This is a genomic window from Nonomuraea sp. NPDC050478 (assembly GCF_044458265.1).
Classification (GTDB): Bacteria; Actinomycetota; Actinomycetes; order Streptosporangiales; family Streptosporangiaceae; genus Nonomuraea; species Nonomuraea ferruginea.
In genome coordinates, this window is record NZ_JBITHT010000001.1 from 915,711 (window position 1) to 940,440 (window position 24,730).

At 72.3% G+C, this 24,730-nt stretch carries 28 protein-coding genes and 1 riboswitch; of the genes, 10 read left to right on the plus strand and 18 right to left on the minus strand.

Annotated elements, in window-relative coordinates:
* Positions 1-61: 61 nt before the first annotated feature.
* The 6 genes from hypF to ACIBF7_RS04335 all read right to left on the minus strand — a co-directional run bounded on the left by hypF (position 62) and on the right by ACIBF7_RS04335 (position 5,212).
* Positions 62-2,380 carry a carbamoyltransferase HypF gene (hypF, locus tag ACIBF7_RS04310; RefSeq protein ID WP_397196402.1) on the minus strand — a complete coding sequence of 773 codons (2,319 nt, stop codon included), beginning with the start codon at positions 2,378-2,380 and terminating at the stop codon, positions 62-64.
* Positions 2,377-3,045, minus strand: coding sequence for an SIS domain-containing protein (locus ACIBF7_RS04315; RefSeq protein ID WP_219551577.1), 669 nt, complete (start codon positions 3,043-3,045; stop codon positions 2,377-2,379). The genes hypF and ACIBF7_RS04315 overlap by 4 nt, the downstream gene beginning before the upstream one ends.
* Positions 3,029-3,262 (minus strand): HypC/HybG/HupF family hydrogenase formation chaperone, encoded by a 234-nt coding sequence (locus ACIBF7_RS04320; protein WP_271278883.1) that lies wholly within the window; start codon positions 3,260-3,262, stop codon positions 3,029-3,031. The genes ACIBF7_RS04315 and ACIBF7_RS04320 overlap by 17 nt, the downstream gene beginning before the upstream one ends.
* Complete coding sequence (locus ACIBF7_RS04325) at positions 3,259-3,843, minus strand: SIS domain-containing protein (protein ID WP_148035815.1); 585 nt, start codon at positions 3,841-3,843, stop codon at positions 3,259-3,261. The genes ACIBF7_RS04320 and ACIBF7_RS04325 overlap by 4 nt, the downstream gene beginning before the upstream one ends.
* Positions 3,836-4,234 (minus strand): PadR family transcriptional regulator, encoded by a 399-nt coding sequence (locus ACIBF7_RS04330; protein ID WP_271278882.1) that lies wholly within the window; start codon positions 4,232-4,234, stop codon positions 3,836-3,838. The genes ACIBF7_RS04325 and ACIBF7_RS04330 overlap by 8 nt, the downstream gene beginning before the upstream one ends.
* A gap of 165 nt (positions 4,235-4,399) precedes the next feature.
* Positions 4,400-5,212, minus strand: a complete 813-nt coding sequence (locus ACIBF7_RS04335) for an SAM-dependent methyltransferase (protein ID WP_148035817.1) — start codon at positions 5,210-5,212, stop codon at positions 4,400-4,402.
* Between the two features lie 128 nt (positions 5,213-5,340).
* On the opposite strand from ACIBF7_RS04335, the gene ACIBF7_RS04340 reads away from it, so the two are divergent.
* Positions 5,341-5,571 carry a hypothetical protein gene (locus ACIBF7_RS04340; protein WP_148035818.1) on the plus strand — a complete coding sequence of 77 codons (231 nt, stop codon included), beginning with the start codon at positions 5,341-5,343 and terminating at the stop codon, positions 5,569-5,571.
* On the plus strand, positions 5,568-6,734 hold the full coding sequence (locus ACIBF7_RS04345) for an acyl-CoA dehydrogenase family protein (RefSeq protein ID WP_397196403.1): 1,167 nt from the start codon (positions 5,568-5,570) through the stop codon (positions 6,732-6,734). The genes ACIBF7_RS04340 and ACIBF7_RS04345 overlap by 4 nt, the downstream gene beginning before the upstream one ends.
* A gap of 17 nt (positions 6,735-6,751) precedes the next feature.
* Here the strand turns inward: ACIBF7_RS04345 and ACIBF7_RS04350 are convergent, their stop codons facing one another.
* From ACIBF7_RS04350 to ACIBF7_RS04385, 8 genes are all read right to left on the minus strand, one after another.
* Complete coding sequence (locus ACIBF7_RS04350; protein ID WP_397196404.1) at positions 6,752-7,225, minus strand: TspO/MBR family protein; 474 nt, start codon at positions 7,223-7,225, stop codon at positions 6,752-6,754.
* Between the two features lie 37 nt (positions 7,226-7,262).
* Positions 7,263-9,122 (minus strand): APC family permease, encoded by a 1,860-nt coding sequence (locus tag ACIBF7_RS04355; protein ID WP_397196405.1) that lies wholly within the window; start codon positions 9,120-9,122, stop codon positions 7,263-7,265.
* A 161-nt stretch (positions 9,123-9,283) separates the two neighbouring features.
* The gene (locus tag ACIBF7_RS04360; RefSeq protein WP_397196406.1) at positions 9,284-9,958 is read right to left on the minus strand and encodes a CHAP domain-containing protein; all 675 of its coding nucleotides are present in this window, start codon (positions 9,956-9,958) and stop codon (positions 9,284-9,286) included.
* Between the two features lie 13 nt (positions 9,959-9,971).
* A riboswitch (cyclic di-AMP (ydaO/yuaA leader) is annotated at positions 9,972-10,120 on the minus strand.
* A 212-nt stretch (positions 10,121-10,332) separates the two neighbouring features.
* Complete coding sequence (locus ACIBF7_RS04365; RefSeq protein WP_397196407.1) at positions 10,333-11,619, minus strand: ArsB/NhaD family transporter; 1,287 nt, start codon at positions 11,617-11,619, stop codon at positions 10,333-10,335.
* Positions 11,616-12,053, minus strand: a complete 438-nt coding sequence (locus tag ACIBF7_RS04370) for a CBS domain-containing protein (protein ID WP_397196408.1) — start codon at positions 12,051-12,053, stop codon at positions 11,616-11,618. The genes ACIBF7_RS04365 and ACIBF7_RS04370 overlap by 4 nt, the downstream gene beginning before the upstream one ends.
* 190 nt (positions 12,054-12,243) lie before the next feature.
* Positions 12,244-14,205 (minus strand): polysaccharide lyase 8 family protein, encoded by a 1,962-nt coding sequence (locus ACIBF7_RS04375; protein ID WP_397196409.1) that lies wholly within the window; start codon positions 14,203-14,205, stop codon positions 12,244-12,246.
* A gap of 464 nt (positions 14,206-14,669) precedes the next feature.
* Positions 14,670-15,308 (minus strand): response regulator transcription factor, encoded by a 639-nt coding sequence (locus ACIBF7_RS04380; protein WP_148035823.1) that lies wholly within the window; start codon positions 15,306-15,308, stop codon positions 14,670-14,672.
* Positions 15,296-16,522: a sensor histidine kinase gene (locus tag ACIBF7_RS04385; protein WP_397196410.1), complete on the minus strand. Its 1,227-nt coding sequence runs from the start codon at positions 16,520-16,522 to the stop codon at positions 15,296-15,298. The genes ACIBF7_RS04380 and ACIBF7_RS04385 overlap by 13 nt, the downstream gene beginning before the upstream one ends.
* A gap of 111 nt (positions 16,523-16,633) precedes the next feature.
* Here ACIBF7_RS04385 and ACIBF7_RS04390 point away from each other — a divergent pair, with 111 nt between their 5' ends.
* The 7 genes from ACIBF7_RS04390 (at position 16,634) to ACIBF7_RS04420 (ending at position 21,860) form a co-directional block, all read left to right on the plus strand.
* Positions 16,634-16,843 carry a hypothetical protein gene (locus tag ACIBF7_RS04390; protein ID WP_397196411.1) on the plus strand — a complete coding sequence of 70 codons (210 nt, stop codon included), beginning with the start codon at positions 16,634-16,636 and terminating at the stop codon, positions 16,841-16,843.
* Positions 16,840-17,523, plus strand: a complete 684-nt coding sequence (locus tag ACIBF7_RS04395) for an ABC transporter ATP-binding protein (protein ID WP_397196412.1) — start codon at positions 16,840-16,842, stop codon at positions 17,521-17,523. The genes ACIBF7_RS04390 and ACIBF7_RS04395 overlap by 4 nt, the downstream gene beginning before the upstream one ends.
* 23 nt (positions 17,524-17,546) lie before the next feature.
* Positions 17,547-18,278, plus strand: a complete 732-nt coding sequence (locus ACIBF7_RS04400) for a phosphatase PAP2 family protein (RefSeq protein WP_397196413.1) — start codon at positions 17,547-17,549, stop codon at positions 18,276-18,278.
* The gene (locus ACIBF7_RS04405; protein ID WP_397196414.1) at positions 18,265-18,948 is read left to right on the plus strand and encodes a phosphatase PAP2 family protein; all 684 of its coding nucleotides are present in this window, start codon (positions 18,265-18,267) and stop codon (positions 18,946-18,948) included. Before ACIBF7_RS04400 ends, ACIBF7_RS04405 begins: the two co-directional genes overlap by 14 nt.
* A gap of 43 nt (positions 18,949-18,991) precedes the next feature.
* The gene (locus ACIBF7_RS04410) at positions 18,992-19,816 is read left to right on the plus strand and encodes an alpha/beta fold hydrolase (RefSeq protein WP_397196415.1); all 825 of its coding nucleotides are present in this window, start codon (positions 18,992-18,994) and stop codon (positions 19,814-19,816) included.
* A 28-nt stretch (positions 19,817-19,844) separates the two neighbouring features.
* Entirely contained in the window at positions 19,845-20,330 is a 486-nt protein-coding gene (locus ACIBF7_RS04415; protein WP_397196416.1) for an MSMEG_6728 family protein, read from the plus strand.
* A gap of 132 nt (positions 20,331-20,462) precedes the next feature.
* A complete protein-coding gene (locus ACIBF7_RS04420; RefSeq protein ID WP_148035831.1) occupies positions 20,463-21,860 on the plus strand; it encodes an LCP family protein in 1,398 nt (465 codons plus the stop codon).
* Here ACIBF7_RS04420 and ACIBF7_RS04425 read toward each other — a convergent pair whose 3' ends face one another.
* The 4 genes from ACIBF7_RS04425 to ACIBF7_RS04440 all read right to left on the minus strand — a co-directional run bounded on the left by ACIBF7_RS04425 (position 21,861) and on the right by ACIBF7_RS04440 (position 24,190).
* Positions 21,861-22,256 carry a hypothetical protein gene (locus ACIBF7_RS04425; protein WP_148035832.1) on the minus strand — a complete coding sequence of 132 codons (396 nt, stop codon included), beginning with the start codon at positions 22,254-22,256 and terminating at the stop codon, positions 21,861-21,863. It lies immediately after the preceding gene.
* A complete protein-coding gene (locus tag ACIBF7_RS04430) occupies positions 22,253-22,627 on the minus strand; it encodes an SgcJ/EcaC family oxidoreductase (protein ID WP_397196417.1) in 375 nt (124 codons plus the stop codon). The genes ACIBF7_RS04425 and ACIBF7_RS04430 overlap by 4 nt, the downstream gene beginning before the upstream one ends.
* Positions 22,628-22,735: 108 nt before the next feature.
* Complete coding sequence (locus ACIBF7_RS04435; protein ID WP_246641318.1) at positions 22,736-23,338, minus strand: PadR family transcriptional regulator; 603 nt, start codon at positions 23,336-23,338, stop codon at positions 22,736-22,738.
* A gap of 45 nt (positions 23,339-23,383) precedes the next feature.
* A complete protein-coding gene (locus ACIBF7_RS04440) occupies positions 23,384-24,190 on the minus strand; it encodes an MBL fold metallo-hydrolase (protein ID WP_397196418.1) in 807 nt (268 codons plus the stop codon).
* A gap of 60 nt (positions 24,191-24,250) precedes the next feature.
* Here ACIBF7_RS04440 and ACIBF7_RS04445 point away from each other — a divergent pair, with 60 nt between their 5' ends.
* Complete coding sequence (locus ACIBF7_RS04445) at positions 24,251-24,682, plus strand: VOC family protein (RefSeq protein WP_397196419.1); 432 nt, start codon at positions 24,251-24,253, stop codon at positions 24,680-24,682.
* Positions 24,683-24,730: the final 48 nt, after the last annotated feature.

Consider the following 24,730-nt stretch of genomic DNA (forward strand, 5'->3'; position numbering starts at 1 on the left):
GGGAGAGCACCGCCGTACCTCCGGATATTAGGACAGAATCGGCCAGTACTCCAACGACCCCCTACCGGCTCAGGCGGTCGTGCGCGGCGGCGACGACCGCCTGGCCCAGCGCGATCCCGCCGTCGCCCGGCGGCACGCGTGAGTGCACCAGCACCTCGAACCGTTCTCGCTCCAGCCCGGACACCACCGCCTCCAGCAGGACGGTGTTCTGGAAGACCCCGCCGGACAGCGCCACCGTCCGCAGCCCGGCCCGTTCACCCACCGCGCACACCGCCCGGACGACCACCGCGGCCAGCCCTCGATGGAACCGCGCCGCCACCCGCCCCACGTCCACCCCGCCCATGACGTCCTCGACCACCCCCCTGACCAGGTCGCCCCCAGCGATCACCACCCGCTCCCCCTCGACCAGCCCCGCCGGGTACGCGCCTCGCTCGGCAGGGTCCACCCGGGCTTCCAGTTCGGCCGCCGCCTGGCCCTCGTAGCTGATCGTGTCGCGGACGCCCGCGAGGGCCGCGACCGCGTCGAAGAGCCGTCCCGCGCTGGACGTGGGCGGCGAGTTCGTCCCGGCCCGCGCCATCGCGACGATCATCGGCCACTGCTCGCGATGCCTGGCGACCACCGGCAGGACGGGCGACGCGTCACCGTGGACCCGGTCGAGCCAGGCCGCCGCCATCCGCCACGGCTGCCGGACCGCCGCCGCGCCGCCCGGCATCGGCACCGGCTCCAGGTGCCCCGCCCGCCGGTAGGAGAGGAGGTCGGCGACGAGCAGCTCACCACCCCACAGCGTGCCGTCGTCGCCCAGCCCGAGCCCGTCGAACGCCACCCCGATGACGGGACCGGCGTGGCCGTGCTCGGCGAGGCAGGAGGCGATGTGCGCGTGATGGTGCTGCACGCCCACCAGGTCCACGCCCTCCCGGTCCAGCGCGTACGACGTCGACAGGTACTCCGGGTGCAGGTCGTGCGCCACCACCGCCGGGCGCACCCCGAAGAGCCGGCAGAAATGCTCGACGCCTTCGGTGAACGAGCGCAAGGTCTCGTAGTTCTCCAGGTCGCCGATGTGCTGCGACAGGAAGGCCCGGGTGCCCCTGGCCACGCAGAAGGTGCTCTTCAGCTGGGCGCCGCACGCCAGCACCGGCCGGGGGAAGGGCCAGGGCACGCCGACGGGCGCCGGCGCGTACCCCCTGGATCGCCGTACGACCAGCTCCCGCCCGCGGAAGACCCGTACCAGCGAGTCGTCGGCGGGCACCTGGATCCGCCGGTCGTGCACGAGGAACCCGTCGGCCACGCCGCGCAGCCGCCGCAGCGCGTCCTCGTCGCGGTGCGCGATGGGCTCGTCCGACAGGTTGCCGCTGGTCAGCACGTACGGCGCGGCCAGCCGGTCGGCGAGCAGGTGGTGCAGCGGCGTGTACGGCAGCATCACCCCGAGGTCGCGGCCACCGGGCGCCACGCCGTCGGCCACCGGCGCGCCGGGCCGTCGCGGAGCCAGCACGATCGGCCTGCGCACGCCGGTGAGCAGCCGCTCAGCCGCGGGCTCCAGAAGCACCAGCTCCCCGGCCGCCGCCGCGTCCCGCGCCATCACGGCGAACGGCCTGCTCTCACGCCGCTTGCGGGCCCGGAGCACGGCCACGGCCGGCCCGTGCGCGGCCAGGACGGCGAGGTGGTAGCCGCCGAGCCCCTTGACCGCCACGACCCGCCCCTCCTCCAGCCACCGCGCCGCCACCTCGACCGGATCCCCGGGAACCGGCCCCCCGTCCGCGCCGAGCGCCCGCAGCGCCGGCCCGCACGCCGGGCAGCAGACCGGCTGCGCGTGGAAGCGCCGGTCGAGCGGATCCCGATACTCCCGTGCGCACGCGGCGCACATCGCGAAGTCGGCCATCGTCGTGGCACACCGGTCGTACGGCACGCCGCTGACGATGGTGAACCGAGGCCCGCAGTCCGTGCAGTTCGCGAACGCGTAACCATGACGGCGGTCGGCCGGATCGCGCACCTCCCCCAGACAGGCGTCACACGTCCCCACATCCGCCGAGACCAGCGCGAACTCACCACCCGCCAGATCACGAAGCCCGATCGTCACGCCGGCCCGGCGGCTGGGGACGATGTGGAAGCCGGTCTCCCCCTGGGGCTCGGCGGGTTCGACGGAGACGCGTTCGACCAGGGCGAGGGGCGGCGCCTGGCCGGTCAGCCCGGCCGTGAAGGCGTCCAGCATCGGCGGTTCGCCCTCGGCCTCGATGAACACCCCTCCGGGGTCGTTCCCCACGAACCCCGACAACCCGTGCGCCCCGGCCAGCCCGCACACGAACGGCCGGAACCCCACCCCCTGCACCAGCCCCTCGACCCGCACCCGGATCCGGCGCGCCCCCGTACCCGGCACGGACGTCACAGCTCGCCGGTCAGCGCCCGCTGGGCCAGCTCCCACAGCACGTGGCAGAGCGTGATCTGGGCCTCCTGGATGCGGTGCACCGACACCGACGGGACCACGAACAGGTGCGCGACGCGACCGTCCTGCGCCATCGGACCGCCGTCGTAGCCGACCAGCCCGACGGTCAGCAGGCCGCGCCGGGATGCCTCCCCCATGGCGTTGAGCACGTTGGCCGAGCCGCCGCTGGTCGACAGCCCCATGGCCACGTCACCGGGCCGTCCGAGCGCGGCCAGCTGGCGGGCGAACACGAGCTCGTACCCGACGTCGTTCGACAGCGCCGTGAGCAGCGCGACGTCCTGGGCGAGCGGCACCGCCGCGACCGCCCGCGCCGGGCTCGGAGGGTGGGCGAACAGCTGCACGACGGCCTGGGCGTCCGTGCTGCTGCCCCCGTTGCCGAAGGCGAACAGCCGCGCCCCCGCGTCGAACGCCGCCGCCATCTCCCGCGCGCACGCCACGAGACGCTCCGCGTGCAGGGCCACCAGCGACCGCCGCAGCTCGACGATCTCCGCGGCCTTCCTCCGGGTGGACTCGCGCAGATCGGCGAGGACCGCTTCCCGGTCGACCGGTCCCGGGGCGAGGAACGGGTAGAGGGCCTCGATGCCGCCGGGCTCACTGACCGTGCTCATGGGTCTCTCCTCCGTACGGGCGGACCGCGATGGCTTCCTTGGCGTGCACCAGCACGATGTCGCCGGGCCGCGCGTCCACCAGCGCCACGCTGACCTCCTCCGGCCCGGACTCCGTCTCCACCACGGCCAGCCCGTCCTCCAGCAGCCGCAGGACGCGCACCGGCACGGCGACGTCGGAGCAGGTCACGCAGACCCCGTCGCGGCACGGCTCCGTCATCGGGCCGCCTCCAGCTCGTAGAAGACGTGCACCAGCTCCCAGAGCACGTGGTACATCGTCACGTGCACCTCCTTGACGATCAGCGGGTCGGCGGAGCGGACGGCCAGCACGTGGTCCGCCTCGGCGCCCGCCTCGCCCCCGGTGAGCGCCACCGTGAGCAGCCCCAGCTCGCGCGCCGCCGCGAGACCGCCGCGCACGTTCGCGGACCCCGCGTCGGTGGAGAGACCGAGCGCGATGTCGCATGGCGACGCCAGCAGCCGGAGCTGCGCCGCGAAGATCCCGTCCAGGCCCTCGGTCAGCGCGATCCCCGTGGCCACGGCCATGTCGGTGGTCAGCGAGATCGCCGGCAGCGCGGGCTTGCCCACGATGACCGGGTGCGCGAACTCGACGGCGACGTGCTGGGCGTCGGCCACCGAACCGCCGTTGCCGAAGACCAGCAGCTTGCCGCCCATCCGGAAGCGCTCCGCCATCTCCTGGCAGGCGCGGACGATCCGGTCCGCGTCCTCCCCCATGGCGGCCGCCGGTCCCGTCCGCCGCTCGAACGCGGCGGCCACGGCGGTCGTCGCCGGGTCCTCACCCATGGCACTCCTCCTTCTCCGGTCCCGCCACCTGCTCGCGCGGGACCGCGTAGCCGCCGGGTTCCGGCGCGATCCGCGTCCACCTGTTCAGGCAGGTCTCCAGCAACCGGCGGACGTCGGCCAACCGGCCCATCCACGCCTCCAGCTCGGCCATGCCGCCGGTGGTCAGCTCGTACCGCCTGCGCGCCGGCCCCGCCTCGGAGGCGACCCAGGCGGAGGCCAGATGACCCGCGCGTTCGAGCGAGCGCAGCACGCGGTAGACCTGGCCGGGCTCCGCGTCGGCCGCCCCCAGGCGCGCCAGCCGCTCGATCAGGTCATATCCGTGACCCGGCCGCTCGCAGATGAGCAGGAGCAGGAAGGGCTGCAGGAGTCCGCGGACGTCGCTGCCCGACATGGCGTCTCCTGCCTCCCGACTCACCGGTCAGCAGGAGAGTAGGAAGCCGGAGAGCGGAACCGTCGGCGGCGCGTCCCGCACTTGTGGAAGTAATCGCCAGAAGTTGGCCCTACGCCTTCCCCATGGTGAAGGCGATCTCCAGCTCGACGGGGTCGTCCGGTGACGTCAGGGCTTGCGGGCGACTCCGCAGACGGCGCTCACCACGGTGGGCGGCTCGTCCCAGCGGTCCGGCGCGGGGCGCCATTCCGGTGTCGGCACCACGCCGGGCTCCACCAGTTCGAGGCCGGTGAAGAAGCGCGCGATCTCGTCGGGGGAGCGCAGCTGGTAGGAGTTGCGGGCGTTCTTGTTGTAGCCGGTGACCGCTTCCACGAGGGCGGGGTTGGTGTTGGTGCCGTCGCTCAGCGCCAGGTAGCTGCCGGGGGCGAGCGGCTCAAGCAGGCGGTCGACGATGCCGCGCGGGTCTTCGTCGTCGGTCACCTGCCCGGCGATGCTCAGCATCATGACCGCGACGGGCCGGCTGAAGTCGAGCGTCGCGGCGGCCCCGGCCAGGATCGCCTCGGGGTCGCGGACGTCCGCGTCGAGATAGTCGGTGGCGCCCTCGGGCGCGCTGGTGAGCAGCGCGCGGGCGTGCGCCAGCACGATCGGGTCGTTGTCCACGTACACGACCCGCGACTCGCGGGCGATACCCTGCGCGATCTCGTGCGTGTTGCCGGCGGTGGGCAGGCCGGTGCCGATGTCGAGGAACTGCCGGATCCCGGCCTCGCCCGCCAAGTAGCGGATCGCGCGGACCAGGAACTCCCGCTGCAGCCTGGCGACCATGGCGAAGTCGGGGAACAGCCTCAGCAGGGTCTCCCCGGCCTCGCGGTCGACGGGGAAGTGGTCCTTCCCGCCCAGCAGGAAGTCCCACACCCGCGCGGAGTGCGGGACAGTGGTGTCGACCCTGGACCAGGCCGACTCGGCGGCATCGCTGTCGCTCATCGTGACTTTCCGTTGGAAGGATCATGCCGGACCTTCCAGACGGTACAGCACCAAGCGCTCTTTCCTCATGGAGCTGGACTATCTACCGAGACCGTTTCGAAAGGGACTGGCGGGGCAGTCGGCGGCGTATGCGACTCATCGACCGCGCCGCCGTACGCAAGCTCGTCGACACGCAAGACCAGGACGCCGCTCTCGTTCTCGTACGAGGAGAATGCGTCGTCATGCCGGAGGAGCAGGCCGACCGGCAGGGCGGCCTGGTGCTCGCCCGCCGCCGCGAGGTGCGGCACGTGACCGATGACCACGACCTGGACTCGCTCGCCGCCCGTCTGGACACCCTGGCCAGGGACCTGGGCGCGTGAGAGGGGACGGCGTGCGGAACGGCGACTTCTACGACTACGCCGACCTGCTGAACAAGGAGGAGAAGCAGATCGTCCAGCGGGTGCGCGACTTCATGACCGAGAAGATCGCGCCCATCGCGGACGAGGCCTGGACCAAGGCGAGCTTCCCGCACCACGTGGTGCCGGAGATGGCCAAGCTGGACGTGGCGGGGCTCCAGCACCGGGGCGCGAGCAGCCTGCTGACCGGTTTCATCGTGCTGGAGATGAACCGGGTGGATCCGTCCATCGCGACGTTCTTCGGCGTGCACAGCGGTCTGGCCATGGGCAGCATCGCCGGGCTCGGCTCGGAGGAGCAGCGCGAGCGGTGGCTGCCGCGGATGGCCGCGATGGAGCAGATCGGCGCGTTCGCGCTGACCGAGCCGGAGGGCGGCTCCGACGTGGCCGCCGGGCTGCGCACCACGGCCAGGCGCGAGGGCGACACGTGGGTGCTCGACGGCGCCAAGCGCTGGATCGGCAACGCCACCTTCGCCGACCTGACCGTGGTCTGGGCGAAGGACGAGGCCGACGGCCAGGTGAAGGGCTTCGTGGTGGAGAAGGGCACGCCCGGCTTCGAAGCCACCAAGATCGAGAACAAGATCGCCCTCCGTACGGTCCAGAACGCGGACATCACGCTGACCGGTTGCCGCGTCCCCGAGGCCAACCGGCTGGCCGGGGCCCGCGGTTTCCGCGACACGTCCACGATCCTGCGGCAGACCAGGGGCGGGGTGGCCTGGCAGGCGGTGGGCTGCATGATGGGCGCCTACGAGCGGGCCCTGGAGTACGCCGGGGAGCGCGAGCAGTTCGGCCGCCCGATCGCGGCGTTCCAGCTCGTCCAGGACCTGCTGGTGCGGATGCTGGGCAACGTCACGAGCTCGCTCGGCATGGTGGTGCGGCTGGCGCAGTTGCAGGACGCGGGCGTCTACCGCGACGAGCACTCGGCCATGGCCAAGGCGTACTGCACGGCCCGGATGCGGGAGGCGGTCGGCTGGGGCCGGGAGATCATGGCGGGCAACGGGATCGTGCTCGACTACGGGATGGGCCGGTTCGTGGCCGACTCCGAGGCCATCTACTCGTACGAGGGGACGCGTGAGATCAACAGCCTGATCGTCGGCCGGGCGATCACCGGCCATGGCGCCTTCGTCTGACGGCCCAAGGACCGGGATCAGTTGAGCTGCCAGATGGCCAGGTTCAGCGCGCCGGCGTAGGTCACCCAGACCAGATAGGGCGCCATCAGCAGCGCCGCCGGCCGCTTGACCGGCCACATCAGCACGATGGTCGCCGCGATGGCGATCCACAGCAGGCACAGCTCGGCGAAGGCCACGCCGTACCAGCCCGCGGCGAAGAACAACGGGGTCCACGCGGCGTTGAGCACGAGCTGCACCGCGTACGCGGTCAGCGCCCGTGACCAGCCGCGCGCCGTCCAGGTGAGCCAGCCCGCCACGGCGATCATGATGTACAGCACCGTCCAGACGGGCCCGAACAGCCACTGCGGCGGCGCCCAGGCGGGACGCTCCAGTGCCAGATACTCGGCCCCGGCGCCGGACGCGGCCAGCGACCCGATGACGGCGACCAGGGCCACGGCCACCAGGAAGACCGGCAGCGCGACCCAGCGGCGGGATTCGGTGGTGACGACCATGCGCTTCCCGTGCCCTGTGAACCGGCCGGTAACCCGTTCACGGGCGGAGGTGGAACGGGAGGAGGCAGACGACCACGTCCGACCGCTCCCGCAGGGCGGCGGCCAGCAGGAGGCCACGCTGGTTGTGCAGGAACCGGTAGCGGAAGTGCCGGGGTTCCAGGATGGGGATGAGGACGACGGTCCAGCTCCCCGACTCGTCCACCTGGCGGATGTAGTCCAGCAGGGGGTGGATCACCGTGCGGGCGGGGTTGACGATGACCTCCAGCGGGACTCCGGGATCCCACCGGTCCCAGGCTTCGTGCAGCGCGCGCCGCGACTCCTCGGTGAAGCAGACCGACACGAGCACGATCTCCCCGCCGAGGGCCATGGCGGCGCTCACGCTCCGCTGGGTCGCGGCGTCGATCCCGCCGACGGGGATGATGATCTTCTTGCCGGGACGGTCGGCGGCGGGCGGCCGCGCGGGCCTGGCCGGCACGGCGCCGATCTCCAGCTCGGCCGCCACCTCTCCGTAGTAGCGCTCGATCCGGGCGAACAGGAGGATGAGCAGGGGGATGACGATGGCGACCGCCCAGGCGCCCTCGGTGAACTTCGACACCAGCAGCACGAGGGCCGCCACGCAGGTGAGCAAAGCCCCGGTCCCGTTGAGCAGCATGTCGCGGCGCCAGCGGGGCGGGCGCAGCCGGTGCCAGTGCTTGACCATGCCGCCCTGGCTCATGGTGAAACCGATGAAGACGCCGATGGCGAACATGGGGATGAGCCGCTGGGGGTCGCCGTCCACCGCGATCAGCAGGATGGCGGCCAGCAGGCCCGCCACCGCGACGCCGTACCGGTAGACGGGCCGTTCGGTGCGCAGCGCGAACAGCGAGGGCAGCCGCCTGTCCTTGGCCAGCAGACTCAGCAGCACCGGCAGGCCGCCGAAGCTGGTGTTGGCGGCCAGGCCCAGGCCGAGGGCGACCACGATGTTGGTGCCGTAGAACGCCCAGCCGGTCCCGTACGAGCCGGCCACGAGCTGGGCCAGGATGGTCACGCCCTCGCGGGGCACCACGTGGTCCCTGCGGATGAGCACGGCCAGGCCGATGAGCATGGTGGCGAGCAGCGCGCCGAGCATCAGTTCGGTGTGCTGGGCGCGCTTGACGCGGGGCTTGCGGAACATGGGCACGCCGTTGGCGATGGCCTCGATCCCGGTCAGCGAGGAGCATCCGGAGGAGAAGGCCCGCAGGATGAGCATCACGGTCAGCGCCTCGGTGGCGACGATCTGCTCCGTCGTCCCCACGGTGGCGGCGGGCCCGGACCGCGCCAGGCCGACCGCCACGACGCCGAGGACGGACACCACGAACAGGCTCATGGGCAGCATGAGGAACCGCGCGCTGTCGGACACCCCGAACAGGTTGATGACCGTCAGCAGCAGCACCCCGGCCAGGCAGGTCTCCACCAGGTACGGTCGCAGGACGGGGAACGCCGAGGCCAGGTTGGCGGCCGCGGCGGCGAGGCTGACCGCGATGGTCAGCACGTAGTCCACCACCAGGGCCGCGGCGGCCAGCAGGCCCGCCCGGCGGCCCAGCTCCGCCTTCGCGACCCCGTACGACCCGCCGCCGTCGGGGTGGGCGGCGATGACCTGCCTGTAGGAGAACACGAGGATCAGCAGCAGGACCGCGATGGCGATCGTGATCGGCAGGGTCAGCGCCACGGCGGCGGCCCCGGCCCCGGCCAGGACGAGCGCCGCGGCCTCCGGCCCGTAGGCGACCGAGCTGAGGGCGTCCAGCGACAGCGCCGACAGTCCTTGCAGGCTGGTCAGGTGCCGCTTGTCGCCCTCACCGTGGCGGAGTTGCAGCCGCCGCCCGCTGAGCGGCGACCGCCTGGTCTTGGCCGGGTCCTGCTGGTAGGGCACCGTCGTCATGTCGCACGCGCTTCCACCCCCTGGATCTCCCCCGGAGTCGTCGCCGGGCAGGCCAACGGCCGGTCAAAACGCGGTCCTGACCAGGGGCCACAGACGACGGCGATCCGGTCAGGGAAGACCTGACCGGATCGCCGGAGGAATGACGGGTGCGGAGAAGGTGCTCAGGCGGCCTTGTACTCGGGGTAGCCGTAGCCGGTCACCTGGGACACGGGCCGGATGCGCTCCTCGACCTTGCCGTTGCCGGTGTTGCCCTCGATCGTGGTGATCGTGCCGTCGCCGTTGTCCTTCTTCACCAGGCCGACGTGGTCGACGGCGCTGATGTTCTTGCTGCCGCCCCAGTCGAAGAAGACGACGCTGCCGGGCTTGGCCTCGCTGCCCCAGCGGTTGTTGTCCTTGAACCACTGGGCGTGGGTGACGGTGTAGGCGTCCCAGCCGATCGTGGAGCGGGCGCCGGCCTGCTCGCCGACCCAGGACACGAACATCGCGCACCAGGGGGCGTTGGCGTACAGCGCGGGCGTGCCGCCGCCGTCGCGGGCCAGGGTCTCGGCCGCGCGCGGGGAGGACATGTACCACTGGTGGAACTTGGTGCCGCCGCCGGCGGCGTCCTCGGTGACGCCGATCTGCGACTCGGCGACCTGAAGGACGGTGCTCGCGCTGACGGCGGTGGCCTGGCCGGCGCTGCTGTGCTGCTGGGCGACCGGGTGGGGCTGGGAGGGGGTGGCGGCGGCTGCCGTGGCGGCGGCGGAGGTGCCGGCGAAGGCGGCGCCGAGTGCCAGGGTGGCGCCCAGGGCCAGGCGGGAGGTGGACGGGATGCGATCGAAGATGTGCTTGACCATGCTCGGGGATTGCTCCTTGCTTCCATGCCGCCTACCGGGTTAGCTGTCGGGTTCGGGCGTGGAAGTGCCCTACGGTGCGCCCTTGGTGAAGAGCGACCGATTCACCCCAGAGAAAGGTGGGTCCCCGGTTCCGCCAGAGGGCGGATTCGGCGGCCGCGCCGTGTTCCCGCTTCGTGCGCGGGTGGGCGCGGTCTCGGCAATTCATCGGCAACGCGCGGGGGCTTACCTAAAAGCGCTGCTCAAGCGCGTGCCATCGATGGGTTCGAAGGTAATCGTCGCGCAAGGGAAAGGGCAAGCGCGGAACGGGCCCGGACGACGGAATCCCCTACGGCATAGGGGTTTTCGGGGCGAATATTTTACCTTTGCGGGGGTTTCTACAGGTATCGGAACCACAGATACGGCGCCACCAGGGTCACCGTGACGACCGTGACGATCAACCCGTACTTGGTGAAGTGCCAGAAGCTGATCGGCGTGCCGTTGCGGGCCGCGATGCCCAGCACGACCACGTTGGCCGCCGCGCCCACCGCCGTGGCGTTGCCGCCCAGGTCGGCCCCGAACGCCAGCGCCCACCAGAGCACCTGTGCCGACTCGCCGCCCTGCGCCGCCACGAGTTCCTCCACGATCGGGCTCATCGTGGCCACGTACGGGATGTTGTCCACGACCGCCGACACCACGGCGGAACCGCCCAGCAGCCCCATCGTCGCCACGTCCAACCGGCCCGCCGTGGCCTCCACGGCGGCCCTGGAGACCTGGTCGATGACCCCGGTGTGGACGAGCGCGCCGACCATGACGAACAGCCCGGCGAAGAACACCAGCGTCGGCCACTCCACCTCGGCCAGCGACTTCTCCGTGGTCACCTTGGTGAAGGCCACCAGCACACCGGCGCCCAGCAGCGCCACCACCGACGGCTCGTAGTGCAGCACCGGATGGAGCACGAACGCCGCCAGCACCAGCACCAGCACGACGAGCGACTGCCACAGCAGCCACGGGTCGGCGATCGCCTCCTTCTCGTCCAGCGCCATGACCTCCTGCGCCCGGTCCGGGTCGTACCGGAACGTCCGGCCCCACATGAGCCAGCAGAGCCCCACGAACACCGCGACCAGCACGATCACCATGGGCGCCATGTGGATGAGGAAGTCGTTGAAGCTCAGCCCGCCCCGGCTGGCGATGATGATGTTCGGCGGGTCGCCCACCAGCGTCGACGCGCCGCCGATGTTGGAGGCCAGCGCCTCGGCGATCAGGAAGGGGACCGGCGACACGGCCAGCCGCTCGCACACCAGGAACGTCACCGGCGCGATCAGCAGCACCGTGGTCACGTTGTCGAGCAGCGCCGACGCGCCTGCCGTGATCAGGACCAGCAGGACCATCAGCCGGAAGGGCCGCCCCTGGGCGCGTTTGGCCGCCCAGATCGCCAGATACTCGAAGACGCCGGTCTCTTTCAGCACCCCGACGATGACCATCATGCCGAGCAGCAGGAAGATGACGTTCCAGTCGATCCCGGCATGCTCGGAGAAGAACGCCGACCCGGCGTTGGTCGCGTGGATCAACAGCATGACCCACGCTCCGCCCAGCGCCGCCGCCACCCGGTTCACCTTCTCGGTGGCGATCAGCGCGTAGGCGGACACGAACACTGCGACGCTCGCCCAGGCGAGCGGGCTCATGTGCCTAGCATCCTGTCCAGCAGCGCCTGCAGCGTGACCGCACCCAGCAACCGGCCCTTGTCCACGATGGCCACCAACGGGCTGCGGGTGCGCGCCATCAGCGCGGCCAGCTCCAGCACGGTCGCGTCAGGATCCGTGACGGGCAGCTCCCGCCGCTCCCGGGGCAGCACCTCGCGCACCGTACGACTGCCCAGCGCGCGCAGGAACTCGTCGGCGTGCGCCTCGTCGACCACCCGGGCCAGCGCCGGATCGTCCATGATGTAGCGCGGCACGGCCAGTCGCAGTGCTTCCGTGCCCGGCAAAATGGTGAGCTGGTCGTCGTTCTCGACGATCAGACCGGGCAGATCCTGCTCGGCGAGCAACTGGGCTGCCTGGAGCACAGGCGTCTCAAGGGTCACGACGGGATAGTCGGCAAGCAGGTCTCTGGCGCGCATGGGCACATCCTTGACTCGTTGGATCTAGGACCTGCCGACCAGACTTACCAGCTCATGCTGGCCAAATCCTGCAAGACCATCTCATGAGACGTCTATCACGGCCGGGGTCCGATCTGAAAAACTACTCGGGCCGCACGCGTCGTGGCTCTCCGGGTGTGAGAAATTTCCGCCGGTCAGAGACCCCGAGATCTCACCCGCCTCCGCCCGGCCGGACGGTGACCGACGCGGAGTCCGGCAGCGGGCCGAACGTCAGCGTGAGCCGCCGTCCCGTCCGCGCCCCTGTCAGGGCCGCCGGGCGTCCCGTCACCGCCGCCACCGGGCGGTTCCAGGTGACGGTCAGCTCCGTCAGGTCGCGGCGCGGGTCGGACACGGTGACGGTGGCCGAGCCGTCGCCGCGCTCGGTGACGAGCACCGCGCACGGCCCGGACGCCGACAGCGGGCCCGCGGTGCCCGGCTGCCAGAAGTTGACCGCCGTCACCCCCGCCGACGGCACGTGCACGCCCTGCTGGGAGGTCGTGTTGGCGAGCACCCGCGCCCATCCGGGGTCGGCGGCGCGGGCCCTGGTCGCCGCCACGGTGGCGTTCGGCAGCAGCAGGTAGTCGTAGCGGGCGTCGCCGGGGTCCAGCCCGTGACCGAGCCAGAGCGTGACGTACGGGCGCGTCATCCCGCCGCCCGGCCGGTGCTCGCGCAGGCGGCGCAGCACGCCGCCGTCGCGGACGACGTAGCCGCCGTGCCTCGCCAGATGGGCCCAGCCGTTCGCGTCGTCCACGGTGAGGAGCGCGGCGGTGCGGCGGTTGTCGACCACGGTCTCCACCGGCGCGCCGTCCCTGCCGGTGATGCCCGCGCCCAGGCAGACCACCGCGTCGTCGAGGAAGAACCAGGACTTGAACGCCTCCACCGTGGACTCCAGCCCGCGCAGGTGCTGGCCGGCGGTCGCGTAACGGCCGTCGGTGGCGCCGCCGGCCCAGCGGAACGGTGGGCACGCGCCGCCCCACGCCTCGCCCGCGCCGTCGGGCAGCCGCCGGGTCGAGACGGTGGTGCCCGGCAGCCGGTAGGGGTCGACGGTGGCCCAGAACCCGTCGGCGTAGTGGGCCCCGTGGCCCTCGCCCCACCAATAGAGCATCCCCGAGCCGGTGTGCCAGCCGCGCAGGTTCTCGCCGTTGCCGTGCTCGTAGTGGGCGATCCGGTCGGAGGACATGCTGAGCGCCGCGCACCAGCCGGGCGCGCGGTGCACGGCGCGGGCGCTCATCGGGAACAGCCGGTGCCCGGTGGGCTGCTCGCCGGCCCCGTCCACCAGGGTTCGCCAGCGACGGCGCTCGGCGGGCGTCGCGGTGACGGCCAGCCGCCTCACGGCGCCGGCCAGGCGGCGGAACCTGAGCTCGCCGCCGGACGGGTCCCTGGCGATGCCCCGGCCGCTCACCAGGTCCATGACGTGACCGGCGTGCGTGAACGGGACGAACGACCGCTCCACGCTGTCGTACACGATCCGCCTGTTCGGGTCGGTGACCTCCCACGGGCTCCCGCGCAGCACCGCGAACAGCGTCGCCAGCCCTTCCAGCAGTACGAGCCCGTAACCGCCCTGGTAGGGGACGGTGTCGTGCTGGAGGAACGAGCCGTCCCGGTAGAAGCCGTCGCCTTCCGTCACGTACCGGAAGACCGGCGCGAGCGCCCGCACCGCGAGGTCCGCCCGCTCCGCGTCCGCGCCCAGCACCGCGCGCAGCAGCGTCACCAGGCACAGGTCCACCCGGTTCGCGCCCGTGCTGGTGCCGCCGTAGTCGCTCAGCCGGTCGGGCGGGACGAAGTGGTCGACGGCCTCCAGCAACGCGCCGCCCTGCCGCCCCGACAGGCCGACGAGGACGGCGGCGTCGAGCAGCCGCTTCGGCGCGCCGATCTCCCAGTCCCACCAGTTGCCCACCGGGTCCGCCCCGGCCGCGTACACGTGCTCACAGAAGTGGCCGATGCCGGTCTCGACCCCGGCGCGCAGCCGCGCGTCGCCGCTCACCGCGTACGCCCGCGCCATCGCGAGCAGCCGCCCCGGGGTCGCGCTCAGGGACGGGTACGGCAGATCCGGCCACAGATGACGGCCGGTGGGCGCCATCTCCGCCAGCCGCCGCCTCGCCGGCCCCACCGGGTACGCGGGATCGACGGTCACCTCCCGCCACCGCCGCCGCACCCCCGCGAACGCCCCAGGCGACGCACCCACCCCGCCCCGAGCCGGAACCAGCGCCCCGACCCCCGCCCATAACAGCGCCCGCCTGGAACACCCCACCACGCACGGATTATCACACCCCGCCCCCAACACCCGGACCCCATCCACCCCGCCGCGAAACAACCCACCCACCTCTTCGCAGGACCCCACCGCAGGGCAACCCATCCTCCAGGTGCGCAGCGCAGCCCCGCAGAAAGTGCGCTCCTGGTCAAGCACCCCTTCGAGGCAGCGCACGCATCCTCCGGGAGACCACCCCACCCTCCAAGCGGCACCCCTTACGAGCGGCCACTCCATCCAGGGCAAGACACCGCGTCCGCTGGTCGGGCTCGTGTACGGGACATCCTCCCGGCGCATGCGTGGGGCTTCTCGGGCCGACGATCCGCCGGAGGCGACGGGCAGGGCCGGGGTCAGGCGTTCAGGTAGTGGAGGACGGCGGCGACGCGGCGGTCGACGCGGTCGGCGGGTGACAGGTCGAGCTTGGCGAAGATGCTGCGGATGTGCTTGTGCACGGCGCCTTCCGTGACCACCAGCCGCTCGGCGATGGCCGTGTTGCCCAGGCCCTCGGCCATCAGCGCGAGCACCTCCAGCTCCCTGGCGGTGAGCCGGTCCAGCGGCCCGTCGCGGCGGGTGAAGAGCTGGGCCACCACCTCCGGGTCGATGGCGGTGCCGCCGGCCGCCACCCGCTCCAGCGCGGTCATGAACTCGCCGACCCGGCCCACCCGTTCCTTCAGCAGGTAGCCGATCCCGTTGGCGCCGCCGGCCAGCAGCTCGGTGGCGAACGCCTGCTCCACGTACGCCGACAGCACGAGCACCGCCAGCTCCGGGTGCAGCCGCCTGGCCTCGACCGCCGCCTTGATGCCCTCGTCGGTGTGGGTGGGCGGCATCCGCACGTCCACCACCGCCACGTCCGGATGGTGCTCGGCCACCGCCTTCATGAACGCGTCCGGGTCGGGCACGGCCGCGGCCACCTCGAACCCCTCACCGCCCAGCAGCAGCGCCAGCCCTTCGCGCAACAGGGCGTCATCCTCGGCGATCACGACACGCACGGCAACTCCACCTCGATTCTCGTCGGCCCGCCTGCCGGGCTGTCCAGGGTGAGGACGCCGTCGTGCGCCGCCACCCGGCGGCGGATGCCCGCCAGGCCGGAGCCGTCCCGCTCCGCCGCGCCGCCGTGCCCGTCGTCCTCGATCTCGACGCGCAGCGTGTCGCCGCGCCGGTCCAGCGCCACCCGGGCGTGCGTGGCGCCGCTGTGCTTGGCCACGTTGGTGAGCGCCTCCGCCACCGTGAAGTACGCGGTGGTCTCCACCGACAGCGGCAGCGCGCCCAGTTCGCCCACCGACACCTTGCACGGCACCGGGCAGTCGGAGGCCAGCGCGGCGAGCGAGCCCGCCAGGCCCCTGTCCTGCAGAATCGGCGGCAGGATGCCGCGCACCACGCCGCGCAGCTCGGTCAGCGCCGTCTCGGCGGCTTCCTGGGCGCGGTCCAGCACCGGGCCGGCCGTCGCGGGATCGCGCTCCAGCGCCCGCTTGGCGGCCGCGACCAGCACGACCACGGCCACCAGCCGGTTCTGCGCGCCGTCGTGCAGCGAGCGCTCGATGCGGCGCAGCTCGGCGGCGTGCGCCTGCAGAGCGCCTGCCCGGGTGGCGGTGAGCTGGGCGATCCGGTGCGACAGGTCGACCGACGGGTGCGGCGGCAGCAGCCGCCGCCCGGGCAGCGCCTGCAGCCTGGCCATGCCGGGGCCGATCGTCAGGCTGAGCAGCGCCCAGACCAGGCCGATCAGCGCCGTGCCCGCGATGCCCGTCCATGAGTCGACCGGCAGGTACATGGTGCTGGTCGTCTCGGTCTCGGGAAGCAGCCCGTACCACAGGGGGAACGAGAGGTCCCGCACGGCCATGACCGGGAAGGCGATGCCGAGCAGCCCCAGCACGAGGCCGGACGTCGCGTGCAGGCACAGCCAGCGCAGGTCGCGCCAGGTGGCCGGGTCGCGCCGGGCGGCGCGCACCGCGTCCTGCCAGGTCAGGTCCTCGATGGAGGTCTCGTACGGGCTCAGCGCCTGTTCGCCCCAGCGGCCCAGCCTGACCCGCTCCTTGTCCGCCACCACCCTGGTCATCGCCATCACCGAGGGCAGCAGCGGCAGGCCGATCCAGAACAGCGACGCCGTGCCGACGATCACCCAGCAGGCCACGGTGGCCAGGGCGAGCACGGCGGTGCCGAGGCCGCCCGCGAGGCGGTCGAGCGCCTCGACGGCGTTTCTCATCATCACCGGCCAATCTACGGACAACCGGACAGGCCGTCACTCCAGCCTGCTGTACCGCGGAGAGGGCAGCGGGCGGGATTCTCCGGGGGCTGCGCCGTTCCTAACGTTGCCGCCATGACTGATTCATACAGTTCCTCCGCCGCCCAGAAGTCCGTCATGCCGCGTATGGCCCTGTGGACCGGCCTGGTCGTCAGCGCCGCGGCCAACGTCGTCGCCAACGCCGTCGGCGGGTGGGGCATGCTCGTCGGCGCCGCCACCGGCGTGCTCGCCCTGGCGTGCATCGCCGGCCTCGTCGTCGACCACCGCAACAGGCGCGGCGCGTGACCGGAGCCGTGACTCTGGAGCACGTCAGCAAGTTCCACGGCGGGACGGTCGCGCTCGACGACGTGTCGCTCACCGTCACCGCCGGGCGGTTCCTCGCCGTGGTGGGGCCGCCGGGGTCGGGCAAGAGCGCACTGCTGCACTGCGCGTCCGCCCTCGACCTGCCCACCTCCGGCACGGTCACCGTCGACGGCGTGGACGTCACCGCGCTCGGCGAGACCGAGCGTGACGAGTGGCGGCGCGCGAACGCCGGTCACGTCTTCCCTTCCTGCAACCTGCTGCCGTCGCTCACCGTCGAGCAGAACCTCGCCCTGCCGCTCCGCCTGGCGCGGCTCCGCCCGGACCGGGCGTGGCTGCGGGAGCTGGTCGGCCGGGCGGGGCTGGCCGACCGGCTCCATCTCCGGCCCGCCGAGCTGTCCGGGGAGCAGCGGCAGCGGGCCGCCGTCGTCCGGGCGCTCGCGGCCCGGCCCGCGGTCCTGTTCGCGGACGAGCCCGTTGGAGGGCTCGGGCCCGGCCCCGCCGCCCGGGTCCTCGATCTGCTCGCGGAGCTGGCCGAGGACCTGGGACAGACGGTGGTGATGGCGACGCGCGACGCCGCCGCGCGGGCCCACGACACGCTCACGATGGCAGGCGGAAAGGTCGTCGGCGGCCGGGCGGCGCATGAGGCGCGCGGCTGGGGGTAGCCGCGAGCCTCATGCGGCGGTGGATGGCGACGCGACTCAGGGGTGAGCACGGGCTGCCCATCAGGTTGACGATCGCGTCGGTCACGGTGGTGACCCTCACGATCCCCTTCATGCTGCTGCTCGTGCTGGCCAAGCTGCCGCTCAACCCGCTGGACGCGCGGGTGGCGCACGACCTGCACGCGTACGCGCGGGCCAACCCTCTGGCGACGGACCTGCTCATCGTGTGGACGGACGTGTTCGGGCCGTGGTCGTGGCGGGCCGTCGTGCTCGTGCTGGCGGTCTGGCTGTGGCGGCGGCGGCGCGAGGGCGCGGCCCTGTGGGCGGCGACCACGATCGTGGTGGGCGGCCTGATCGGCTGGCTCCTGAAGATCATCGTGGATCGGGCGAGGCCCAGCCTGCCCGACCCGGTGGCGCTCGCCCCGGGCATGGCGTTCCCGTCGGGCCACGCGCTGCACGCGACGCTCGGGGCCGGGATCCTGCTGCTGCTCGCCCTGCCCCACCTGCCCGCGTGGGGACGGGTCGCCGCGTGGGCGGGGGCCGTCTTCATGATCGTGACCGTCTCGTACACGAGGGTGGCGCTGGGCGTGCACTGGGTGAGCGACGTGCTGGGCGGGGTCGTGCTCGGCGTGGCCGTGCTGGCGGCGACGGTGGCCGCGTTCGAGACCTGGCGGCGACAGCAGGGGCGCAAGCGGGCGTCGCCGCATCTGGAGGGAGTGGAACCCGAGGCGGTGAGGACGGGACATGACCGTTACTGATCTTCGATACTACGCTTTATCCCTGGTCCTGCCGCTGGCGCTGATGGCCGGGGTGACCTTCGCGGCGGGGGAGCTGATCCTCTCCGTGCCCACCGGTGAGGCCGCCGTCAGCGACATGCTGGCCGCCGGGCGGACCGGCCCGTGGAACGCGGCCACCGACTTCGGCAGCAGCCTGTCCGACACCCCGTACATCGTGGCGCTCACCGCGATCTCGGCCCTCGCCTTCCGGTGGGCCTTCGGGCGCTGGCGCGAGTCCGCCTTCCTGGTCGCGGCCGTGTGGAGCCAGTCGCTGATCTTCCTGGCGACGACCGCGGTCATCGACCGGACCAGGCCGGACGTGCCCCACCTCGACCCGGCCCCGCCCACGTCCAGCTTTCCGTCGGGGCACACCAGCGCCGCGGTGGCGTTCTACTGCGGGCTGGCGCTGGTGCTGTCCACGCGGACGCGCCATCCCGTGCTGCGGGTGGCCGTGTGGGTGGTCTCCGTGGGGGCGGCGCTCGCGGTCGCGTTCTCGCGCCTGTACCGGGGGATGCACTTCGTCAGCGACACCGTGTGGGGACTCCTGCTGGGGACCGTGTGCGTCCTGGTCGCGGCCCGGGCGATCCTGTACCGGCCCGCCCCCGCCACGGCGAACCACCGCCGCGCCATGGACGATCTCCTTACGCCCTAAGGTATTCTCTCGTCGAGAATCCTTTACGGCGTATGGAGATGTCATGCCCGAAGCCAGGCTGCACGACGGCAGCACGATCGAGATCGTGGTGCACGGCGCCGGTCCCACGCTGCTGCTGCCCGTCAACCCCAGGCCCGCCGAAGGAGCGCAGGCCGAGGCGATGCGTGCCTGGGGCGCCGACCCCGCGCTGGGGCGCTCGCTCATGGAAGGGCTCGGCGACCAGGTCCGGGTGGCCGCGTTCGACTACGAGGGCCACGTGCTCGCCCACCCGAAGGCCGCGACGCTCACCCCGGACAACGTGGCCGCCGACCTGCTGGCCGTGGCCGACGCCGTGGGAGCCGGCCGGTTCGCCTACTACGGCTACTCCTGGCTCGCCCTCAGCGGGCTGCAGCTCGCGATCCGCACCGACCGGCTCGACGGGCTCGTCATGGGCGGCTACCCGCCCGTCGAGGGCCCGTACGCGGAGATGCTCGACGTGACCAGGGCGACCCTCGCGATGGTGGGGTCGGCGACCGGCGAGGAAGCCACCCCCGGCGACTGGTCGACCGTGGAGGTCGACATGTCGGACGGCCAGGCGAGGCAGTTCGTCACCCTGTACGAGGCGCTCCAGGACTTCGACGACCTGGCCGCGCAGCGGGCGGTCACCTGCCCGAGGCTGTGCTTCGCCGGATCGGCCGACGTGATCGAGTACGACGAGCGGTGGGGCGGCACGCGCGTCGACATCGCCGGGCCGGTCGTCCGCCGCCGGGCCGAGCTGGAGGCGCTCGGCTGGGACGTGGTGGTGCTCGACGGGCTCGACCACGCGCGGGCCATGCAGCCGGCCGCGGTGCTGCCGGTGCTCCGCCCGTGGCTCGCCGCGCACGTGTGAACACCCTGGCCAGGGCAGGGAGACCGCTATGCAGACCTTCCTGCCCTACCCGGACTTCGCCCGCACCGCGGACGTCCTGGACCCGCTCAGGCTGGGCAAGCAACGGGTGGAGTGCCTGCAGGTGCTGCGGGCGCTGACGGTGCCCGGCTACGGCTGGCGGCACCACCCGGTGGTGAAGATGTGGGCCGGGTTCGAGGAGGCGCTGGTGCGCTACGGGCTGGAGGTGTGCCGCCACTGGTGCGCGCTGGGCCGGGCCGACACCTGCGCGGGCACCCTGACGCGGGAGCTGGCCGAGCACTGCGGCACCCCGGCCGCGCGCAGCCAGGCGGAGCTGGCCGGGTCGGGCGAGCTGCCGCCGTGGCTGGGCGACCCCGCCCTGCACCTCAGCCACCGCTCGGCGCTGCTGCGCAAGGACCCGGCGTTCTACCGGCCGATCTTCGGCGACGAGCCGGACGACCTGGAGTACGTGTGGCCGACCTCGGGCCGCCCGCCCGCCTGCATGCCCGACGGCTGAGCGGTGACGCTCCGTATATCGGCAGTCGACCGATACGGACACCACACCCGGTCCGTTTCAGTACTATCGTTCGGCCGGAACCACCACGCGCCTAGGGCTGCCACCCGCGGCCCCGTCTCCCTGGGGAGTCTCGTGACCAGCGGGCTCATCGACGCACCCCCGACCTCCAGCTCGCCGCCGCGCCGCCGCTGGCTGCGGCGGCTGGCGGTCGGCGCCGGTGCGACCGTGCTGCTGGTGACGGCCGCCGGAGTGGGCGTCGTGCTCAAGCTCACCGGCAACGTCCGCCACATCGACGTGACCGGCGAGCTGGGCGCCACCCGCCCGCCCAAGGTCGCCATGACCTCCGTGAACGTGCTGATCGTCGGCTCCGACCAGCGCGACGGCAAGAACGCCCGCTACGGCCACCGCATCGAAGGCGAGCGCACCGACACGATCATGCTGGCCCACCTGTCGTCCCGGCGCGACGACGCGGTCGTGGTCAGCTTCCCGCGTGACTCGGTGGTCCGCCTGCCCGCCTGCCGCCCACGTGAGGGCCACTCCGGCCAGCAGCCGCACGTCGGCATGATCAACGAATCGTTCAACAATGGCGGCATCGCCTGCATCTGGAAGACCGTGGAGTCGCTCACCGGCATCCACATCGACCACTTCGTCAAGGTCGACTTCTCCGGGTTCAAGAGCATGGTCGACGCCATCGGCGGCGTCGAGGTGTGCCTGTCGCGCCGGGTCGACGACGACAAGGCCATGCTCCACCTGCCCGCCGGCCGCCACACGCTCAACGGCGAGCGGGCGCTCGGCTACGTCCGCGCCCGCTACTCCTTCGGCGACGGCTCCGACATCGGGCGGATCCAGCGGCAGCAGCGGTTCATCGCCTCGATGGTGAAGAAGGTGATGAGCGGCGACACGCTCACCGACCCGGCCCGGCTGATCGGCTTCCTCGACGCCGGCACGCGGGCCGTCACCACCGACCCCGACTTCACCCTCGGCGTCATGAAGGACCTGGCCGAGAGCCTCCAGGGCCTGAACGCCGGCCGGATCCGCTTCATCACCACGCCCTGGCACTACTCGACGACCCAGCCGGGCCGCGTCGAGTGGGAGCGCCCGCAGGCCGACCGGCTCTTCCGCATCGTGGCCAGGGACGGCAGCCTCGACGGCGTGCGCGGCGGCCAGACCCGGGTGCCCCGGTCGGAGGTGGCGGTGGAGCTGCGCAACGGCACCTACCGCCGCGGCATCGCCACCGAGGTCGCGGCGGCGCTGGAGCAGCGCGGCTACCACGTCACCCAGGTCGGCGACACCGCGCGCAAGCCGTACCGCAAGTCCGTGATCCTGTACGGGACGAACGGCGAGGCGCGCGTGCCGACACTCGCCCGCGACGTGCGCACGGCCACGCCGCGGGCGGTGCCGGGAGCCCGCACGGCCCGGCTGGTGCTGGTGGTGGGCGACGACTGGCGCGGCCTCAAGCCCCTGGACCCGGCCGACAGCGAGGCGCTCAAGGGCTTCGACGCCACCCACGACACCTGCGCCGCCACCTGATCAGGTCACCCGGGTGCGGGTCCCCAGGTCGGCGCCGAGGCGGGTGAGGGTGTCGGTGAAGGAGCGGCGGGTCTCCTCGGCGAAGCCGGCGAAGAACCGGTTGGCGAGCCCCACGCCCCAGCGCGCCCGCCGGGCGACGTTGTAGACGCGGTGCACCAGCAGCGTCCCCGAAGGGTGCGGCGCGAGCGACCACTCGCCGCGGTACCACCAGCCGCCCTGGAACGCGATCACCGAGCCGGTGACCTCGACCGTGGACGTGTGGCCCGGCGCGTCCTGGACGGTGAACCGCCCGTGGACGTCCCTGCCGCCGGGCAGGAGAGCCCGTGCCAGGGCGGCGCGCACCTGGGCGGCGGGCGCCTCGACGACGCCCGAAACCTCCGTGACGAGCTTCTTCACGGCCGGCTCACCCGGGTGTTCTGGAAGGAGGCGAACCGCCAGCCCTCCGGCGTCCGGACCGCCGTATAGGTGAGGACGGAGTCGCGCTCGGGCGCGGGCTCGCCGTCGACGGTGGACCCGCCGGTGGCGATGACCAGCGCGACCCCGTCGCCGAGCTCCCTGATCGCGGGCTCGCCCCGGCTCTCCAGCTTGATGGGCATCGTGAACAGCTGCCGGTGGGCGTCCTCGATGGCCTGCCGGCCCTTCAGGTTGGCGCCGAAGTAGGTGATGTAGTCGGCGTCCTCGGTGAACAGCGCCGCGTAGGCGGCGGCGTCACCGGCGTTCCAGATCTCGTAGACGCGGTCGAGCAACCGGCGGATCTCAGCGGACATGGCACACTCCCGTGGTCGGCGGCGCCTATCCTGGGACTGCGAGTCTGGACAGGGCAGGCGCCGTGTTCGGATGGGCCGCCGGGGTGTTGGCGCACTCCGGCGGCCGCTTCATTCGTCGAGCAGCTGCTCCATCAGCGACTGTTTGACCGTGCCCGACCAGTCGAGCTCGCCGCGCTCGATGCGGCCGATGACCGTGCGCACCCAGTCGAGCTCGGCGCCGTAGAGGGCGCGGTCACACTCCAGCTCCAGCATGAGCATCTCCGGCAGCCCGTTCTCGGCCAGGGTGGCCAGGTGCGCGTCGATGCCCCCGATCGAGCCCTGGAGCGCGGCCGTGCGGGTGCGCAGCGCCTTGAGCGCGGCCTCCGGAGCCAGCACCCCGATCATCGAGACGGCGGCGACGAACGTGCGCCGGTCGGGCTCCGGCTGCTCCAGCAGCCTGCGCATCCGGACGGTCAGCTCCTGCCTGCCCTCGTCGGTGATCTCGTAGACCGTGCGCTCCGGCCTGCGGCCCTCGCGACCGGTCTCCGCCGGGGTGATCAGCTCGTCCTTGGCCAGCCGGTCCACCGCGTGGTAGAGGCTCCTCGGCAGGCCGGTCACGTAGTCCTTGTGCGTGTCGACGATGAAACGGTGCAGCTCGTAAGGGTGGCTGGCGCGTACCGAGAGCATGGCGAGGACGGTGAGCCCCACCAGGTCGTGGCGTCGCGCCATCATGCCTCCCTCAATAGTGCAATATGCACTATAGCGAAATGCCCGTCTTCAGGGAAGCTCTCCGTCGAGCTGCGCGAAGGCCCTGCCGATGGCGGTACGGGTGACGTCCTCGTCATAGGGGAACTTCCCGATGAGGTCGCGCAGCCCTTCCACGTGGGCGCGACGGGCCAGCTCGGCCACCACCGACAGCTCCTCGTGCTGCCCGATCACGAAGTCGCGGCCGACGACCGCGCCGTGGCCCGGCACGTACACCTGCTCGCGCATGTCGCGCAGCATCCTGGCCGTGGTGCCGGGCCAGTCGAGCGGGTACGCGTCGCCGAACGCCGGCGGCGCGCCCTCCTCGACCAGGTCGCCCGCGAAGACCACGCCCGCGTCGGGCACGTGCGCCGCGATGTCGCCGGAGGTGTGGCCGAGCCCGAAATGGCGCAGGTGGACGATCCGGCCGCCGATGTCGAGCGTGGCGGCCGTGGTGAAGACGTGGTCGGGAGGCACGATCCGCACCTCCTCCAGCTCCGCCCGCCGTTCCCCGCCGAGCGCGGCCACCACGCCGGCCCGGTGGTGGGCCCCGCGCAGCTCGATCTCCTCGGCGCAGCGGACGTGCCCCCAGATCTCCGCCGGGCCGAACATCGCGTTGCCGAAGTAGTGGTCGAAGTGCGCGTGCGTGTTGACGACCGTCCACGGGCTGCCGGTGACCCGGCGGACTGCGGCGACCAGGTCGGCCGCCTCCCGGTGGGACATCCCCGTGTCGAGGACCAGGCACTGGCCGTCGCCGACCACCAGGCCCACGTTCATGTCATAGGACTCGTGGCGGCGGACGTAAACCTGATCGCCGATTTCCTGCCATGGTTCGTTCATGGTGCGATCCCGGAGCGGCGTACCGAAGTCATGATGAAAAGACCTTATTAGGATCGGCACATGGCGCACGACATCCAGGTGGTCATCGACTCACAGGACCCGCACAATCTGGCCGACTGGTGGGCCGACGCCCTGGGCTGGCAGGTCGAGCGGCAGGACGAGGCGTTCATCCGCCGGCAGATCGTGCAGGGCCACGCCACCGAGGCCGACACCGGGTTCCACAAGGGCGCGCTGGTGTGGAAGGAGGGCACCGCGATCCGCCACCCGGCCGGGCTGGAGCGCGCCCCGCGCGTGCTGTTCCAGCTCGTGCCGGAGCGCAAGACGGTCAAGAACCGGATCCACCTCGACGTCCGCGCCGGGGCCGGCAGCATCGACGCCGAGGTGGAGCGGCTGGTCGGCAAGGGTGCGAAGGTGCTCCACGAGGGGCGGCAGGGCCCCACCCGGTGGGTGACGATCATCGATCCGGAGGGCAACGAGCTCTGCATCGCCTGATGCGTGAGTTCTCCGGCGAGGGGTAACAGAAGGATCTCTGTCCGGAAT

Coding starts and splice junctions, on each gene's coding strand:
- ACIBF7_RS04350 (WP_397196404.1), bottom strand. CDS start 7,225: ATGGTCGTCACCACCGAATCCCGCCGCTGGGTCGCGCTGCCGGTCTTC.
- ACIBF7_RS04335 (WP_148035817.1), bottom strand. CDS start 5,212: ATGAGCGACAGCGATGCCGCCGAGTCGGCCTGGTCCAGGGTCGACACC.
- ACIBF7_RS04320 (WP_271278883.1), bottom strand. CDS start 3,262: ATGACGGAGCCGTGCCGCGACGGGGTCTGCGTGACCTGCTCCGACGTC.
- ACIBF7_RS04370 (WP_397196408.1), bottom strand. CDS start 12,053: ATGCGCGCCAGAGACCTGCTTGCCGACTATCCCGTCGTGACCCTTGAG.
- ACIBF7_RS04330 (WP_271278882.1), bottom strand. CDS start 4,234: ATGTCGGGCAGCGACGTCCGCGGACTCCTGCAGCCCTTCCTGCTCCTG.
- ACIBF7_RS04360 (WP_397196406.1), bottom strand. CDS start 9,958: ATGGTCAAGCACATCTTCGATCGCATCCCGTCCACCTCCCGCCTGGCC.
- ACIBF7_RS04415 (WP_397196416.1), top strand. CDS start 19,845: ATGCAGACCTTCCTGCCCTACCCGGACTTCGCCCGCACCGCGGACGTC.
- ACIBF7_RS04400 (WP_397196413.1), top strand. CDS start 17,547: ATGGCGACGCGACTCAGGGGTGAGCACGGGCTGCCCATCAGGTTGACG.
- ACIBF7_RS04325 (WP_148035815.1), bottom strand. CDS start 3,843: ATGGGTGAGGACCCGGCGACGACCGCCGTGGCCGCCGCGTTCGAGCGG.
- ACIBF7_RS04440 (WP_397196418.1), bottom strand. CDS start 24,190: ATGAACGAACCATGGCAGGAAATCGGCGATCAGGTTTACGTCCGCCGC.
- ACIBF7_RS04385 (WP_397196410.1), bottom strand. CDS start 16,522: ATGATGAGAAACGCCGTCGAGGCGCTCGACCGCCTCGCGGGCGGCCTC.
- ACIBF7_RS04390 (WP_397196411.1), top strand. CDS start 16,634: ATGACTGATTCATACAGTTCCTCCGCCGCCCAGAAGTCCGTCATGCCG.
- ACIBF7_RS04445 (WP_397196419.1), top strand. CDS start 24,251: ATGGCGCACGACATCCAGGTGGTCATCGACTCACAGGACCCGCACAAT.
- ACIBF7_RS04315 (WP_219551577.1), bottom strand. CDS start 3,045: ATGAGCACGGTCAGTGAGCCCGGCGGCATCGAGGCCCTCTACCCGTTC.
- ACIBF7_RS04355 (WP_397196405.1), bottom strand. CDS start 9,122: ATGACGACGGTGCCCTACCAGCAGGACCCGGCCAAGACCAGGCGGTCG.
- ACIBF7_RS04405 (WP_397196414.1), top strand. CDS start 18,265: ATGACCGTTACTGATCTTCGATACTACGCTTTATCCCTGGTCCTGCCG.
- ACIBF7_RS04410 (WP_397196415.1), top strand. CDS start 18,992: ATGCCCGAAGCCAGGCTGCACGACGGCAGCACGATCGAGATCGTGGTG.
- ACIBF7_RS04340 (WP_148035818.1), top strand. CDS start 5,341: ATGCGACTCATCGACCGCGCCGCCGTACGCAAGCTCGTCGACACGCAA.
- ACIBF7_RS04430 (WP_397196417.1), bottom strand. CDS start 22,627: ATGTCCGCTGAGATCCGCCGGTTGCTCGACCGCGTCTACGAGATCTGG.
- ACIBF7_RS04435 (WP_246641318.1), bottom strand. CDS start 23,338: ATGATGGCGCGACGCCACGACCTGGTGGGGCTCACCGTCCTCGCCATG.
- ACIBF7_RS04365 (WP_397196407.1), bottom strand. CDS start 11,619: ATGAGCCCGCTCGCCTGGGCGAGCGTCGCAGTGTTCGTGTCCGCCTAC.